The sequence below is a fragment of the Sphingomonas aerolata genome, assembly GCF_003046295.1.
Taxonomy (GTDB): domain Bacteria; phylum Pseudomonadota; class Alphaproteobacteria; order Sphingomonadales; family Sphingomonadaceae; genus Sphingomonas; species Sphingomonas aerolata.
This window is the reverse complement of record NZ_PZZN01000002.1, coordinates 1-14,620: the sequence shown is the minus strand read 5'-3', so window position 1 is coordinate 14,620 and position 14,620 is coordinate 1. Positions and strand designations below refer to the sequence as shown.

The 14,620-nt window shown below is 68.8% G+C and carries 12 protein-coding genes and 1 tRNA gene; 8 read left to right on the top strand and 5 right to left on the bottom strand.

Translation table 11 applies throughout. The features are described 5' to 3' along the window. The first annotated feature begins 31 nt into the window (after positions 1 to 31). A complete protein-coding gene (locus C8J24_RS07475) occupies positions 32 to 664 on the top strand; it encodes a TetR/AcrR family transcriptional regulator (RefSeq protein WP_107931502.1) in 633 nt (210 codons plus the stop codon). Between the two features lie 5 nt (positions 665 to 669). On the opposite strand, the gene C8J24_RS07470 is transcribed toward C8J24_RS07475, so the two are convergent. Next, positions 670 to 1,356 (bottom strand): hypothetical protein, encoded by a 687-nt coding sequence (locus C8J24_RS07470; protein WP_107931501.1) that lies wholly within the window; start codon positions 1,354 to 1,356, stop codon positions 670 to 672. Between the two features lie 166 nt (positions 1,357 to 1,522). On the opposite strand from C8J24_RS07470, the gene C8J24_RS07465 reads away from it, so the two are divergent. The 6 genes from C8J24_RS07465 to C8J24_RS07440 are packed head-to-tail and all read left to right on the top strand — an operon-like array spanning position 1,523 to position 7,397. After that, positions 1,523 to 4,348, top strand: a complete 2,826-nt coding sequence (locus C8J24_RS07465) for a monovalent cation/H+ antiporter subunit A (protein ID WP_107931500.1) — start codon at positions 1,523 to 1,525, stop codon at positions 4,346 to 4,348. Beyond that, a complete protein-coding gene (locus tag C8J24_RS07460) occupies positions 4,345 to 4,707 on the top strand; it encodes a Na+/H+ antiporter subunit C (protein WP_277352405.1) in 363 nt (120 codons plus the stop codon). The genes C8J24_RS07465 and C8J24_RS07460 overlap by 4 nt, the downstream gene beginning before the upstream one ends. Then, the gene (locus C8J24_RS07455) at positions 4,704 to 6,227 is read left to right on the top strand and encodes a monovalent cation/H+ antiporter subunit D (RefSeq protein ID WP_107931499.1); all 1,524 of its coding nucleotides are present in this window, start codon (positions 4,704 to 4,706) and stop codon (positions 6,225 to 6,227) included. Before C8J24_RS07460 ends, C8J24_RS07455 begins: the two co-directional genes overlap by 4 nt. Then, a complete protein-coding gene (locus C8J24_RS07450) occupies positions 6,224 to 6,715 on the top strand; it encodes a Na+/H+ antiporter subunit E (RefSeq protein ID WP_107931498.1) in 492 nt (163 codons plus the stop codon). Before C8J24_RS07455 ends, C8J24_RS07450 begins: the two co-directional genes overlap by 4 nt. Continuing rightward, entirely contained in the window at positions 6,712 to 6,981 is a 270-nt protein-coding gene (locus C8J24_RS07445; RefSeq protein ID WP_037531531.1) for a K+/H+ antiporter subunit F, read from the top strand. The genes C8J24_RS07450 and C8J24_RS07445 overlap by 4 nt, the downstream gene beginning before the upstream one ends. Continuing rightward, positions 6,978 to 7,397, top strand: coding sequence for a Na+/H+ antiporter subunit G (locus C8J24_RS07440; protein WP_107931497.1), 420 nt, complete (start codon positions 6,978 to 6,980; stop codon positions 7,395 to 7,397). The genes C8J24_RS07445 and C8J24_RS07440 overlap by 4 nt, the downstream gene beginning before the upstream one ends. 27 nt (positions 7,398 to 7,424) lie before the next feature. Here the strand turns inward: C8J24_RS07440 and C8J24_RS07435 are convergent, their stop codons facing one another. The 3 genes from C8J24_RS07435 to C8J24_RS07425 form a co-directional block, all read right to left on the bottom strand. Further along, positions 7,425 to 8,984 (bottom strand): alkaline phosphatase D family protein, encoded by a 1,560-nt coding sequence (locus C8J24_RS07435; protein ID WP_107931496.1) that lies wholly within the window; start codon positions 8,982 to 8,984, stop codon positions 7,425 to 7,427. 125 nt (positions 8,985 to 9,109) lie between these two features. Next, on the bottom strand, positions 9,110 to 10,084 hold the full coding sequence (locus C8J24_RS07430; protein WP_146163651.1) for a FecR family protein: 975 nt from the start codon (positions 10,082 to 10,084) through the stop codon (positions 9,110 to 9,112). Next, entirely contained in the window at positions 10,081 to 10,620 is a 540-nt protein-coding gene (locus tag C8J24_RS07425; protein WP_051916211.1) for an RNA polymerase sigma factor, read from the bottom strand. Before C8J24_RS07425 ends, C8J24_RS07430 begins: the two co-directional genes overlap by 4 nt. 233 nt (positions 10,621 to 10,853) lie before the next feature. On the opposite strand from C8J24_RS07425, the gene C8J24_RS07420 reads away from it, so the two are divergent. Then, the gene (locus tag C8J24_RS07420; protein ID WP_107931493.1) at positions 10,854 to 13,766 is read left to right on the top strand and encodes a TonB-dependent receptor; all 2,913 of its coding nucleotides are present in this window, start codon (positions 10,854 to 10,856) and stop codon (positions 13,764 to 13,766) included. 656 nt (positions 13,767 to 14,422) lie between these two features. Here the strand turns inward: C8J24_RS07420 and C8J24_RS07415 are convergent. Next, a tRNA-Met gene (locus tag C8J24_RS07415) sits at positions 14,423 to 14,499 on the bottom strand. Between the last annotated feature and the right edge of the window lie 121 nt (positions 14,500 to 14,620).

Here is a 14,620-nt window from a genome sequence, read left to right as displayed (position 1 = left end):
TCAATAAATAATCGTACCGTATAGTACGGCTATGTCCGAGCCGAAATCCCGCCGCGATTTGAACCGCGAAGCCCGTCGCGAGACGATCGTGGCGACCGCGCGCGAGGCGTTTCTCGACCATGGCTATGCCGCCACCTCGATGTCGACGATCGCCGTGCAGCTCGGCGGGTCGAAGGGGACGCTCTGGGCTTATTTCCCGTCGAAAGAGGATCTGTTCAGCGCGGTGCTCGACGATGTCACGTCGAACTTCCGCCAGAGCCTCGAGGATGCGCTGCGCCCGGGGCGCGATTGTGCGACGACGCTGCTCGATTTCCTCGAACGCTTCCAGGGCAAGCTGCTGCATCCCGACAACATCCGGCTGCACCGGCTGATCGTCGGCGAAGGCGGGCGGTTTCCCGAGATCGGCCGCATCTTCTATGCCCGCGGCCCGCAGATCGTGATCGAGCAGCTTTCACTCTATCTACGCGGCCGGATGGACGCCGGCGACCTGCGCGCCGATGATCCGGTGCAGGCGGCGATGCACCTGCTGCTGCTCGCCCAGACGCAACAGAATCTGCGGCTCTGGGGGGTCGTCGGCATGCCCGGTCCCGAGGAAGCGCGCCAGCAGGCGGCGCGCGCGCTCGATCTGTTCACGCGCGCTTATGGGGCAAAGGTCGCGCCGTAACGGCGTTACGCGCGGGTACCGGGAGCCGGAGCGTCCTCCCCCGCTGCAACCGTGTCGCCACCACCGCCGCCGCCGCCCTGTCCACCACCGCCCCCGCCCGATCCCCGGGCGGCAGAGGCGCCGTCGCGCTCGCCCTTGCCGCGTCCGCCGCCCGCGGCCGGCCGCGTCGGGCCCTGCGCGGGCAGGACGAGGTCGGTCGGGACGGGCGCCAGATCGAGTGCGGCGCGCACGAAATCGCGCAATGACACGACCAGCGCGTGCGTCGGGACCGGGCGGCCCGCCGCGAGTTCGCCCGCGGCCCGTACAGCCAGCCGGACCTGCTCGTCGGTGCCGAGCAGGATGATGTCCGACAGCGCCGCCTCGACCGCGTCGCGGATCCGCCGGCCGCGGTCCGATCCCGTGTCGATCGCGACATCCGCCGCCTCGGCAGGAACCGCCTCGCCCCGGCGACGCAGGTCGCGGCGATGCGCGGGGTCGACCGTCAGCGTGCCCGTGAACGAGCCGCCCAAGGTCTTGTAGGCCGCGATCAGCGTACGCAGCCGTTCGTTGATCTGCCGGTTGATCCGCTCGCGGCGCTGTTGGATCGTCATCATCGTGACGAGGCGGATGCCGACGCCGATCGCGGTCACCAGCGCGAGCCCGAACAGCGTCAGCAACGTGGTCTGCCAGGAACTGAAGTCGATCGTGCGCATGGTCGCTCCGCTATTCCGGGTCTGCGTGAGTCCCGATGCGGCACCAACGCGCATCGCGGGTCGATGCCCCCGGGATATCGTCAGGGCCGCTGGGCGTAGTCCGGTCGACCCGGAAGCCATATCGTGCGATGGCAAGTCTCGTGACGTCGCCGGGAAACGATCTGCCATGCCCCTGATGCTCCTGATGGTGCTGCCGTTCGCGGCGGCGCTGATGCTGGCGCTCGGCGCACGTGGCGGCCGTCGCATGCATGTCGGGATCGCCGCCGGTGCGAGCGCGGCGGGGCTCGCGCTGCTGCTTCTGGCCGCGCCCGCGGTCCTCGCGGGAACCCCGCTGACCGCGCGGATCGCGTGGATCCCGGCGCTCGGGCTCGATCTCAGCCTGTGGCTCGATCCGCTCGGGCTGCTGTTCGCCGGACTGATCCTCGGCATCGGCCTGCTCGTCGTGATATATGCGCAGGGCTATCTCGCCAAGGCTGAGCCGACCGGGCGGTTCCTGTCGTTCCTGATGCTGTTCCAGGGCGCGATGATCGGCATCGCGCTGTCGAACAACATCCTGCTGATGCTGATATTCTGGGAACTGACCAGCCTGTCGTCGTTCCTGCTGATCGGCTTCTGGCGCGACCGCGCGGACGCGCGGCAGGGCGCGCGGATGGCGCTCGCGGTTACGGGCGGCGGCGGGCTCGCGCTGATCGCGGGGATGCTGTTGCTCGGCCAGGCGGCGGGATCCTATGAGCTCGCAACGATCCTGACGCGCGGCGCCGTCGTCCAGGCGTCGCCGCTCTATCCTGCGATCCTGACGCTCGTCCTGCTCGGCGCGTTCACCAAGTCGGCGCAGTTCCCGTTCCATTTCTGGCTGCCGCACGCGATGGCAGCACCCACGCCGGTCAGCGCCTATCTCCATTCCGCGACGATGGTGAAGGCGGGCGTCTTCCTGCTCGCCCGCCTGTGGCCGGTGCTCGCGGGCAGCGACTTGTGGTTTTATCTGGTCGCCTCGACCGGGCTCGTGACGATGCTCTTCGGCGCGGGCGTCGCGCTGTTTCGCAATGATCTGAAAACAATCCTCGCCTATTCGACGATCAGCCAGCTCGGGCTGATGGTGATGCTGCTCGGCTTCGGCACGCCCGCCGCCGCCACGGCAGCGGTGTTCCACATCCTCAACCACGCCGCGTTCAAGGCGGCGCTGTTCATGAATGCGGGCATCGTCGATCACGAGACGGGGACGCGCGACATCCGTCGCCTTGGCGGGCTCGCCGCACTGATGCCGCTGACCGCGACGCTCGGTACGCTGGCGGTCGCGGCGATGGCGGGTCTGCCACCGCTCGGCGGGTTCATCTCCAAGGAGATGATGCTCGAACAGAGCCTGCATGCCGCGCAGGACGGCCGGTCCTGGCTCGTGCCGCTGCTCGCGACGATCGCGGCGACGCTGTCGGTCGCCTATTCGCTGCGCTACGCCACCGCACAGTTTTTCGGGCGTCGCGCGACGGGGGATGTCGCCGCCCCGCATGATCCCGGCATGGCGATGATCGGACCGTCGATCGTGCTTGTGCTCGTCGCGCTCGGTTTCGGACTGTTGCCGATGACGATCGCCGGGCCGCTGGTGCGCGCCGCGACGGGGGCGGTGATCGGCGGGAGCCCGCCCGCGCTCGATCTGGCGCTGTGGCACGGGATCAACCCCGCCCTGGGGATGAGTGCGCTCGCGGTCGTGATCGGTGCGCTGCTGCTGTGGCGCCGCGCGCCGGTCGCGCGCTGGCTGGACGGCCGGCCGGCGCTCGATGCCAAGCGGCTGTTCGATGGCGCGATGGCGGCGATCGTCGCGCGCAGCCGCGACGCCTCGCTCGCGATCCACGCGCCGTCGCTGCAACGCTATCTGTTCATGCTGTTCGCGGTGGCGGTGCTGTTCGGGATCGACGCCGCGCTGACGCCCGGCGGGCTGCCCGCGGGGACGCGCGCGACGCTGCCCGCGTCGCCGGTCGCGGTCGTCGCCTGGTTCGCGCTGGTCGTCGCGACCGGCATCGTCGTGGCGATGCAACGCCAGCGCTTCCTCGCGCTGGTCTTCATCAGCGTCATCGGCCTCGTCATCGCGCTCGCCTTCGTCCATCTTTCCGCCCCCGACCTGGCGCTGACCCAGATCGCGGTCGAGGTCGTGACGATCCTGCTGATGCTGCTCGCGCTGCACCTGCTGCCCAAGGTTCCGCCGCAACTCTCCAGCCTGCCGCGCCGCAGCCGCGATGCGCTGCTGGCGGCGGTCGCCGGGATCGGCACCGGCTGGGCGGCTTGGGCGGTGATGACGCGCGACCTGCGCGACACGGTCTCGTCCTTCCACTGGGCGAACAGCTATCCGGGCGGCGGCGGGACCAATGTCGTCAACGTGACCCTGGTCGATTTCCGCGCGTTCGACACCTTGGGCGAGATCATCGTGCTCGGGATCGCGGGGCTGGCCATCTATGCGTTGCTCGAGCCCGCGGCGCGCGGCACGGCGGGGCGGCGGTTACGCGAATGGCGGCACGACATGCCGCATTCGCCCGAGCGCCACCCGATGATGTTCGTGATGGCGACGCGGCTGCTGCTGCCGCTCGCGCTGCTGGTCGGCCTCTACATCTTCCTGCGAGGGCATAACCAGCCCGGCGGCGGGTTCATCGCCGCGCTGGTCGTTTCGATCGCGATCCTGCTGCAATATCTCGCCTCGGGCTTCGACTGGACCGACGACCGCCGCCGGATCGGCGAACATCCGCTGATCGCGGTCGGCGTGCTGATCGCGACCGCGACGGGGCTCGGCTCGCTCGTCTTCGGCGCGCGGTTCCTGACGAGCAGCTTCGGCTATTTCCACATTCCGCTGGTCGGCGAGGTCGAGCTGGCGACCGCGATGTTCTTCGATACGGGCGTCGCTTGCGTCGTCGTCGGCGCGGTGATGATGGCGCTCGCCCAGCTCAGCCACGTCGCGCAGCGCGCGGCGCGCAACCGCGATCAGGCCGACGAGGAGACATCGGCATGAGCCTGGAATTCCTGATCGCCAGCGGAATCGCGGTGCTGACCGCAGGCGGCGTCTATCTCGCGCTGCGCGGCCGCACCTTTCAGGTCGTGCTCGGGCTGACCTTGCTGTCCTACGCGGTGAACCTGTTCCTGTTCGCGATCGGCCGGCTCGTCGTCGACCGCCCGCCGCTGTTCGCCAAGGGCGTGACCGACTATGCCGATCCGCTGCCCCAGGCGCTGGTGCTGACCGCGATCGTGATCACCTTCGGGATGACCGCGCTGGTCGTCATCCTGTCGCTGCGCAGTTTCCTCGAAAGCGGATCGGATCAGGTCGACGGCATCGCCGACGCCGTCCCCGGCCCGGGGCAGGATCGCGCATGACGCTGCTCGACCATCTCGTGATCGCGCCGGTCGTGATCCCCGCGATCATCGCGCCGCTGACGTTGATGGTGATGCGGCGGCGGCGCCATGTCGGCGTCGCGCTGTCGCTCGCCGGCTGCGTCGCGATGCTGGTCGTCGCGCTCGCGCTGTTCGGCATCGCGCAGGACGACGCGATCCGCGCCTATCCGCTTGGCGGCTGGCCGGCTCCGTTCGGGATCGTGCTGGTGCTCGACCGGCTGTCCGCCGGGATGCTGGTGCTCGCGGCGGTGCTGGCGCTGGTGGTGATGCTCCACGCGGTCGTCACCGCGGTCGACCGCAAGGGCTGGCATTTCCATCCCCTGTTCCAGTTCCAGCTGCTCGGGCTGAACGGCGCGTTCCTCACCGGGGACCTGTTCAACCTGTTCGTGTTCTTCGAGGTGCTGCTGATCGCCTCCTACGGGCTCATGCTCCACGGTCAGGGCGCGGCGCGGCTGAAGGCGGGGGTCGCCTATGTCGTCGTCAACATCGTCGGCTCGGCGCTGTTCCTGATCGCGCTGGGGCTGCTCTACGGGCTGACGGGCACGCTCAACATGGCCGATCTCGGCCAGCGCATCGCCGCACTGGGCGCGGCCGACCAGGGGCTGATCCGGCTCGCCGGGCTGTTGCTGCTCGCGGTGTTCGCGCTGAAGGCGGCGGTCGTGCCGCTGCATCTGTGGCTGCCGCGCACCTATGCCGCGACCGCGCCGGTCGTCGCCGCGCTGTTCGCGATCATGACCAAGGTCGGCGTCTATGCGATGATCCGGGTCGTGCCGCTGATCTTCGGCGATGCCGCAGGCGCCGCCGCCTGGGTGCCAGCGCCCTGGCTGCTGCCCGCCGCCGTGCTGACCGCGATCATCGGCTTCGTCGGCGTGCTGGCGGCGCGCGCGATGCGCGAACAGGCGGCGTTCGCGATCCTCGGCTCGACCGGGACGCTGCTGCTCGCGGTATCGTGCTGGACGCAGGCGACGACCGCCGCCGCGTTGTTCTATCTCGTCCACGCGACGCTGGCGGGCGCGGCGCTGTTCCTCGTCGCCGACGTAACGCTGCGCCGCCGCGGCCAATATGGCGACGCGATCGTCCCCAGCCCGCGCTTTGCGGGCCAGCAGGCGACCGGGCTGCTGTTCCTCGCCGCGACGATCGCCGCGGTCGGCCTGCCGCCGCTGTCGGGGTTCGTCGCCAAGCTGTTCATCCTCCAGACCAGTGTCACGGCCGAGCCATGGGCGCTGATCTGGGCGACGGTGCTGGGCACCACGCTGATCGGCGTCGTCGGCTTTGCCCGCAGCGGCAGCACGCTGTTCTGGAAGGCGGCCGACGATGCCGACCCGATCGCCGGCGCGGACCGGTCGCGCGCCGAACTGATTGCGCCAGCGACGCTGCTCGCGCTGCTCGCGCTGCTGACGCTCGGTGCCGGCTGGGCGACCGCGCAGGCCGAGGCGACCGCCGCGCAGATCTATGCCCCCGATCGCTATGCCGCGGCGGTGCTGACGGAGGCGACGCGATGATCAAGCGCCTCCTCCCCCACCCCGCGCTGACCGCGATGCTCGTCGTCGTCTGGCTGCTGATGGCGAACAGCATCACGGTCGGCGGGATCCTGCTCGGCCTGGTCTTCGGGATCGTCCTGCCCAAGTTCACCGAGCCCTTCTGGCCCGATCGCCCGCGCGTCCGCTTCCGCGGCGCGCTGCTCGGCTATGTCGGCCTCGTCCTCTACGACATCGTCGTCGCCAATTTCGAGGTCGCGCGGCTGATCCTGTTCCGGCGCAACCGCGATCTCCGCTCGCGCTGGCTGGTCGTGCCCGTCGCGCTGTCGTCGCCCGAGGCGATCACGGTGCTCGCCGCGACGATCAGCCTGACGCCGGGGACGGTCTCGTCCGACGTGTCCGCCGACGGGCGCTTCCTGCTGGTCCACGCGCTCGACGTCGCGGACGCGGACGCCGAGATCGCACGGATCAAGACCCGCTACGAGGCGCCGCTGCTAAGGATCTTCGCATGATCGCCATAGCCTTGCAGATCGCCGCCATCGCCATCGCGCTCGCGCTGCTGCTCAACGGCTGGCGGCTGTACCGCGGGCCCGCGCTCGCCGACCGGATCCTCGCGCTCGACACGATGGTGATCAACGTCATCGCGGTGATCGTCGTGATCGGCATGATGGGCGGCAACGATACCTATTTCGAGGCCGCGCTGCTGCTCGCGATGGTCGGGTTCGTCAGCACCATCGCCTATTGCAAGTTCCTCCTGCGCGGGGACATCGTCGAATGAGCGGCATCGTCGAGATCGTCATCGCCGGGCTGATCCTGCTCGGCGCGGCATTCGTGCTGATCGGCAGCTGGGGGCTGGTCCGCCTCCCCTCGACGATGGAGCGGCTGCACGGCCCGACCAAGGCGACGACGCTGGGGCTCGGCGGGCTGTTGCTGGCGTCGGTCGTGTTCTTCCAGGTCCGGCTCGGCGTCTGGACCGCGCACGAGCTGCTGATCTCGCTGTTCCTGTTCATCACCGCACCGATTTCAGCGAACATGATCGCCAAGGTCCATCTCCACCGTGCGCGTACCGGCGACCGCCCCGATCACGACGGCATTGCGGGGCCACCGCCCCGGCCCGACCCGGATGGCGAAGGCGAATGGGCGACGTTCGAGGCGCCGCATACGGACACGCAGGCCTCGATCGAGAACCCCTGAGCGTCGGCACGGGGTCGCGCAGCCGCGTCAGGCCGGCTGTGGCCCGGGCTGTTTTGGATCCACCACGAACTTGGCGAAGGTGGAGATCGACCCGCCCGGCCGATCGACCTGATCCATCACCTTCACCTCGGCAAGCCAGCGGTCCGGCGTCACGGTGAACAGCTGATAGCCGCGCTGGTTGTTGAGCAGGCTGACGTTCGGATTATGGTCGAGCGCACGGGTTTCGCCTGCATAGCGCGCACCGCCGGTGCCGCCCGACGAGATCGAGGTCGCGAGAAACTCGGTCGCGATCGCGGGACCGCCCGGGTCGTTCGCGTCGCGCGGGACCGAGCCGACGACATTCTGGTGCAGGTCGCCGCTGCCGATCACGACATTGGTCAGCCCGCGCCGCGCGATGCCGTCGACGAGCCGCTGCCGCGCCAGCGGATAGCCGTTCCAATTGTCCTTGCCGACCACCGGCGTAGTCGCGCCGTCCTTGCGCGCGTCATAGGGCATGAACAGCACCTGTTGCGCGATGAAGTTCCACCGGGCGTCATTGGCGAGCCCGTCGTCGAGCCAGCGCTCCTGCGCCGCCCCCAGCATCGTGCGCCCCGGCTGGTCGACGGGCACGCAGGCGTCGAGTTCGCCCCGCGCGATCCCGGGCCGCTCGCAGAGCTGGTCGCTGCGGGCCGAGCGCGTGTCCAGCACGTGCATCCGCGCCAGCGTGCCGTAATCGAACCGGCGATAGGCGCGCCCGGTCCCGGGCCGCTGCGCGCGACGGACGGGGACGTGCTCGTACCAGGCCTGCAACGCCGCGGCCTTGCGCGCGGCGAACACCGGCGGCGGGTTGCCGTCCTTGTCGAATGCGCCCGCCCAATTGTCGTCGATTTCGTGATCGTCGAACGACATGATGAACGCGACCGCCGCGTGCGCCGCCTGCAGGTCGGGATCCGCCTTGTACTGCGCATAGCGGCGGCGATACTGGTCGAGCGTATAGGTCTCGGTGCCGAGGTGCTTGCGCGGACTGGGCTCGGTCCGGGTCGCCATCTCGTAGATATAGTCGCCATAATGGAAGACCGCGTCGAGGTCGGGCTCGCGCGCGACATGCGCATAGGCAGTGAAGAAGCCCGTCTCGAAATCCTGGCACCCCAGCATCGCCAGCCGCAACCGGTCGAGCGACACGCCCGCCGCGGGCGCGGTGCGCGCCGTCCCCACCGGGCTCGCTCCGGCGCCCTGGACTAGGAAGCGATACCAATAGGGCCGATGCGATCGCAGCCCGTCGACCTCGACATGGACCGAATGCGCGAGCGCCGCGTCGGCGACCGCCGATCCCGTCCGGACGATCTTGCGGAAACCGGGGTCCTCGGCGATGTCCCAGCGGAGCGGAACATCATGCGGCGGCATGCCGCCGTCCGGGGTCTGCGGCTCGGGCGCCAGCCGGGTCCAGATCACGAACCCGTCGGGCCAGGGGTCTCCGGAGGCGACACCGAGCGTGAACGGATCGCGCGTGAACGTCGCCTTCGCCAGCAGCCGCGGCGCCCCCGCCCCGCCCAGCATTGCGAGCGAAAGGCCGGCCTTGACCAGATTGCGGCGATCGAACTGAGCCATAAGGACACTCCCTGCGGCAGCGCGCGCCTGCAGCGCCCGACCGGCGTCGCAGCGCGACCTGCTATGCCGGAAAGACGGAGCAGACGGGCAAAACCCGACAGACAAAAGAACGGGCGGTGGCGATCCTACGGATTTCCGGGCCCGCCCGCCGGGCGGATGGCGATCGCGTCTTTCCCGTAAGCGACATCGACCTGATAGGCCGCCTCCACCGCCTGCAATGCGCGGTCGGTATCGGAAATGTGAAAGCGGCCGCTGATCGGAAGCACCTGCAGGCCGCGATCCTCCAACAGGATCGGCCGCGCCGAGTAACGCTGAACCTTGCCGATCAGCACCGCGAGCGGAACGTCGGATGCCTCGAACCACCCCGACTTCCACTCGGGCGCGCTCGCCGCGATGCGGGGTTGCGCCGTGACCTGCCCGTCGACGACGCGTGCGCCGTCGCCCTTGTGCAGCACCAGATCCGCTTCCCCGGCGACGCCGACCTCGACCGCACCGCGGTAGACGACCACGGCGGTGCGCGTCGGCGACTGGCGATCGACGTTGAACGCGGTGCCCAGCACGCGGACGGACGTGGTGCCGCTCGCGACCCGGAACATCCGGCTGCGTTCGTGGCGGATATCGAAATAGGCCTCGCCGCGGACGAGCTCGGCACCGCGGTGCCAGGGCAGAATCCGCACATGCAGCTCGGTGTCGCCGCTCAGGTCGACGCGCGACCCGTCCGCAAGCACGACGGTACGGCTCTCCCCAGGGCCGGTGCGATAGCGCGTCGTCGCCAGCATCGGCACGAGCAGGAGAATCGCAACCAGTATCGCGCAGGCAGCAGCGGCCAGCCGCGGCGCCGATCCCCGACCGCGACGCGCGCGATCGACCCGCGGGGCCGGCGGGATCGCGGCCGCAGGGACGCACGCCGCGGTCCCGAGCGCCTCGACCAGCGCCTCCGATTGCCAGAGCGCCTGCATCTCGGCGAACACCGCGCGGTGCCGCGGCGACGCTGCCATCCACGCGTCGAAGTCCGGCCCCGCCGCGGCATCGAACGCCGGCTGGTTGAGCCGGTCGATCCACGCGGCGGCGTCCTCGGCGATCTGGCTCTCGCGGCTCATCGCCCGCGTCCGCACGCGATCGCCTCTCCCGGCATCGCCTTGTGGAGGTCTGCCAGGCCGCGGGTGATGTGCTTCTCGACTGCCTTCGGGCTCAACCCCAGATCCCTCGCTATCGCCGCGCAGCTTTGCCCCTGCAAACGGCGGCGGACAAGCACGTCGCGGCGCAGCGGCGGCATGGCGTCGAGCGCGTCCCGGAGGATCGCGACCGCCTCGCGGCCGACCAGCACCCGATCGGGCAGGGGCGCCTGGCTGACGGGCTCCTCGGCGCGTTCGGCGACATAGCGGCGGTCCCTGCGGTGATGGTCGACCAACAGATTCGCGGCGATCCGAAAGCCGAGCGCATAGATGCTGACCAGCTTCTGCACGCGCCCCTGGTGCACCAGTCGCGACAGCGTCTCCTGCACGACGTCCTCGACGACATCGACCCGGCTGGTGCGCGCACGGACATAGCGGCTCAGCGTCGCCGCGATCGCGCGCCAGTCCTCGACCGCGGGCTCGCCCGCGCGGGTGTCGATCTGGGGAAGCGTCGCTGGCATGGCTCGTCCGGGTTGTTGATCCCGGCGACCTAGGCCGCGTTTGTGACAATTTCGGAGAGGGTGCGACAAGGAGTTCGCGCGGACGCCGCCCGATCCCCCAAATTGCGCAGCGCCACCGTCAGTATAAACACCGACCTGCATCAGACTTCGCTGTCATATAACTGAAACCAAATACTTTGTCGGGTTTCCGGGCGCCTGCCCGTCTTGCCCTCGAACCATCTCGGGGGGAAATCATGTTTCATAGAATTCGTCTGGCGCGGCGTCTGCTCGCGTCCGTCGCACTGTCCGGCTTTGTCTGCGCGCCTGCGATCGCGCAGACCGCACCACCGGCACCACGCCAGTTCAGCTTCGACGTTCCCGCACAGGGTCTCGCCGACGCGCTCCTCGCCTTTTCACGGCTGACCGGGCTGCAGCTCGCGACGTCGCCGTCACTGCTGCAGGGTGCACGCAGCCAGCGCCTGCGCGGGCGGATGACCGCGGAACAGGCGCTCGCGCGGATCACCGCGGGCAGCGCGGTCGACGGCAGGATCGTCGGCGGCACGGTCACCGTCGCGCGGCACATGGGGCCGGTGACGACGGCATACGCTCCTGCCGCGGCGCCCGGCGGGACCGAAGCCCAGGGAATCGCGCAGGCCACGCAGCCTGACCCCCTCGCCGATGACGGTGCCGACATCGTCGTCCGGGGCTACCGTCAGAGCGTCGCCAAGGCGCAGCAGATCAAGAAGGCCGCAACCGGGTCGCAGGAGGTGATCCTGGCGCAGGACATCGCCGCGTTTCCCGACCAGAACCTCGCCGAGGCGCTTCAGCGCATCCCCGGCGTCGCAATCACCCGCGACAGCGGTGAGGGTCGCCAGATCTCGCTACGCGGCCTGGGCGCGGATTTCACCCGCACGCAGCTGAACGGCATGGAGGTGCTCACCAATACCTCGTCGGGGCTGGACAGCCGCTCCTCGGTCAGCCGGTCGCGCGCGTTCGACTACAGCATCTTCGCATCCGAGCTGTTCAACAAGGTGATCGTCGAGAAATCCTATGCGGCGCAGCAGGACGAGGGCGGCATCGGCGGCACCGTCGGGCTGCACACCGCCAAGCCGTTCGACTATGACGGGCTCACCGTCGTCGCCTCTGCCCGCGGCCAGGCGAACCAATATACCAAGACGGTCACACCGCGCCTCGTCGGGCTGATATCCGATCGCTGGGGGGATTTCGGTGTCCTCGCCTCGGTCGCGTACAGCACCGCCGAGACCGTCGAATTCGGCTATCGCAACTGGAACTGGTCGCAGATCAATTTCGGCGCGGCCAATGTCGGGCCCGCCGTCTCCGCGGCGGACCGCGCGCTCCTGGTCGGCGCGACCGGCGCCGCGCGCGTCTGGAACAGCCGTGCGCAGACTTACGCCACCTTCTTCAACAAGCGCGAACGGCTCGGCGTCACCACCGCACTGCAATATCATCCCGACGACCGCACCGACGTCTCGCTCGACCTCCTTTATGGCCGGCTGAACAACGACCGGCGCTCGGGCGTGATCGGCGCCGCGGGGACCAACGGCGTCGCCGCGAACAACGTCACGGGCACGCAGCTGCTGACCGGCGTCACCTTCGACGATTTCAACGACATCGTCGGCGCGTCGTTCGACCGCGTCGACATGCGCACCGAATCCAAGGTGACGCATGACCAGACGACCTTCTGGCAGGCCGCGCTCAACGCGCATACCGATCTCAGCAGCAACCTGACCCTCAACGTCCTGGGCGGCTGGTCGCGATCGACCTTCGCGTCGCGCTATGCGCAGGTCTATCTCGAGGCGGTCGGCAAGAGCTATTCCTTTTCCGGGCTGAACACCGCCTCGCCGCGGACCGACTATGGCTTCGACACCACCGACGCGTCGCAATGGGACCTGCAGGGCCTTGAGACCCGCGCCGACCGGATCGAGAGCGAATTCTACAACAGCAAGGCAGAGCTTGCCTGGACCGTCGCCACGGGGTCGACGATCAAGGCGGGCGCGGGGTTCAAGCGCTTCACCAATGGCGGCTGGCAGCGCAAGGTCGCGCCCAGCTACGAGAACAAGCCGGGCGTGCCCGACGTCCCGACCAGCGTCCTGACCGACAGCACGCTCGCCCCCTATGTGATCGGCGATGTCGCCGGCACCTATGCGCTGCTCGGCCAGAGTATGACCGTCGACGCGAACAGCACCGTCGCCGGCACCGCCTATGACCTGACCGATCTGGGATCCGCGGGGACCGCGCTGGTCGGCAGCGCACTCGTCCCGGTCAGCGTGACCAACCGCTATGACGGTTTCCTGCCCGCGGCGAACCTTGCCTTCGACCTCAGCCGGTCGATCGTCTTCCGGCTGAGCGGCAATCGCAATCTGAGCCGCCCTGCGCTCAGCGACATGCGCGCGGCCGGAACGCTCAACCTCGCCTCGTTCGGCGGCACGATCGCGGCCGGCAATCCCAATCTGAAGCCGTTCATCGCCGATTCGATCGAAACCTCGCTCGAATATTATGACGGCACGCGCGGATCGCTCGCGATCGGCGCTTTCTACAAGCACATGGACTCGTACATCACGTCGGAAACGCGGCTCGTATCCTATGCCTCGACCGGCTATCCGGCGGCGCTGCTGCCCGTCGGCGTCGACCCTGCGGTGCTGGTAAACTATACGCGCCCGATCAACGGCCCCGGCGCGTCGATCAAGGGGATCGAGGTCGCCGCGAAGCGCGACTTCGACTTCCTGCCCGCACCGTTCGACAAGCTCGGCATACTTGGCAACGTCACGGTCGCCAGCGGGTCGACCGACGTCTTCTATGCCGGCGTGCCGGTCCGCCTGCCGCTGCCGACATTGTCGAAATTCTCGTCGAACGCGACGCTCTATTACGACACCGATCGCTGGGGCGCGCGTGGCTCGATCGCGACGCGCTCGCGCTATCGCTGGGGCGATGGCGGCAACGGCAATATCGGCGAATATATCAAGGGCACCACGAACCTCGACGCCTCGGCCTATGTCAATCTGACGCCCCGGTTCAAGCTGACACTCGACGTGATCAACATCACCGACGAGCCGATCGTCCAATATGCCGACGGTACCGCAAAGCGGGTGATGACCAACACCGTCAGCGGCCGCACCGTCGCCTTCGGCGGGACGATGCGCTTCTGAACCAGGACGCAGGGGCAGGCGGGCCATGGGCCGGCCTGCCCCTCGCAACACACTCGTGTCGTCCCCTCACCCGTCGGGGGCGGCCGCTGCGCCCGGGCGCAGTCGATTGACCGATACCGACGACTAATCTCGGCCCGTGTGGCCATACGCCCCCCGCGATGTCGGGGACGGGCATCGATCGCCCCGCATTCCAGCACGACGTCCGAAGCAGCGGACACGCGTCTTAGACCACCGCCGCTGCCGGCACGCCCGACATCCCGCGTGTGATTGTCGAGCCGTGTGGGATGGCCCCCACGACGAAAGCCGTCCCACGATGACGAGGTCCAGCGACCGGGCGTTGTCGGTGCCCGGTGCCCCCAGCGCCGATCGCGCCCTCGGTCGGAGCCGTAAGCACCACGCTCGGGCATAGGATCGCGGCTGAACACCTAATCGGCATGCTGTTGGCGCCATAGGGTCGAGCGGGTGATCGGTGCTCTCGAAGATGACACCCGTTACGCGCAGACGTTCGGGCGCATCCACGGGCTCATCGACGACGCCAACGGCTGACACGCTCACGTGCCCCCTCGGGGTGAGGTTCACCAGTGCATTGGCCCGCGAACGCAGAAAGCCCCCGGAAGCGGACGCTTTCGGGGTGCGGTATATGAGCTTAGGTAATTTGGTTGCGGGGACAGGATTTGAACCTGTGACCTTCAGGTTATGAGCCTGACGAGCTACCGGGCTGCTCCACCCCGCGACGGTCCGGTTAGGGACGTGGGTAGGTGAGATTGTGAATGGGTTTTGATATCGTGTGATGCATGTCGCACGGGCTTCAATGCCTGGCGACGACCTACTCTTCCATCGCTTGAGCGATAGTA

Bases quoted from the DNA above. Each gene is read 5' to 3' on its own strand.
- C8J24_RS07440 (WP_107931497.1), top strand. From the start codon at position 6,978: ATGAGCGGCATCGTCGAGATCGTCATCGCCGGGCTGATCCTGCTCGGC.
- C8J24_RS07465 (WP_107931500.1), top strand. From the start codon at position 1,523: ATGCCCCTGATGCTCCTGATGGTGCTGCCGTTCGCGGCGGCGCTGATG.
- C8J24_RS07445 (WP_037531531.1), top strand. From the start codon at position 6,712: ATGATCGCCATAGCCTTGCAGATCGCCGCCATCGCCATCGCGCTCGCG.
- C8J24_RS07435 (WP_107931496.1), bottom strand. From the start codon at position 8,984: ATGGCTCAGTTCGATCGCCGCAATCTGGTCAAGGCCGGCCTTTCGCTC.
- C8J24_RS07455 (WP_107931499.1), top strand. From the start codon at position 4,704: ATGACGCTGCTCGACCATCTCGTGATCGCGCCGGTCGTGATCCCCGCG.
- C8J24_RS07450 (WP_107931498.1), top strand. From the start codon at position 6,224: ATGATCAAGCGCCTCCTCCCCCACCCCGCGCTGACCGCGATGCTCGTC.
- C8J24_RS07420 (WP_107931493.1), top strand. From the start codon at position 10,854: ATGTTTCATAGAATTCGTCTGGCGCGGCGTCTGCTCGCGTCCGTCGCA.
- C8J24_RS07425 (WP_051916211.1), bottom strand. From the start codon at position 10,620: ATGCCAGCGACGCTTCCCCAGATCGACACCCGCGCGGGCGAGCCCGCG.
- C8J24_RS07430 (WP_146163651.1), bottom strand. From the start codon at position 10,084: ATGAGCCGCGAGAGCCAGATCGCCGAGGACGCCGCCGCGTGGATCGAC.
- C8J24_RS07460 (WP_277352405.1), top strand. From the start codon at position 4,345: ATGAGCCTGGAATTCCTGATCGCCAGCGGAATCGCGGTGCTGACCGCA.
- C8J24_RS07475 (WP_107931502.1), top strand. From the start codon at position 32: ATGTCCGAGCCGAAATCCCGCCGCGATTTGAACCGCGAAGCCCGTCGC.
- C8J24_RS07470 (WP_107931501.1), bottom strand. From the start codon at position 1,356: ATGCGCACGATCGACTTCAGTTCCTGGCAGACCACGTTGCTGACGCTG.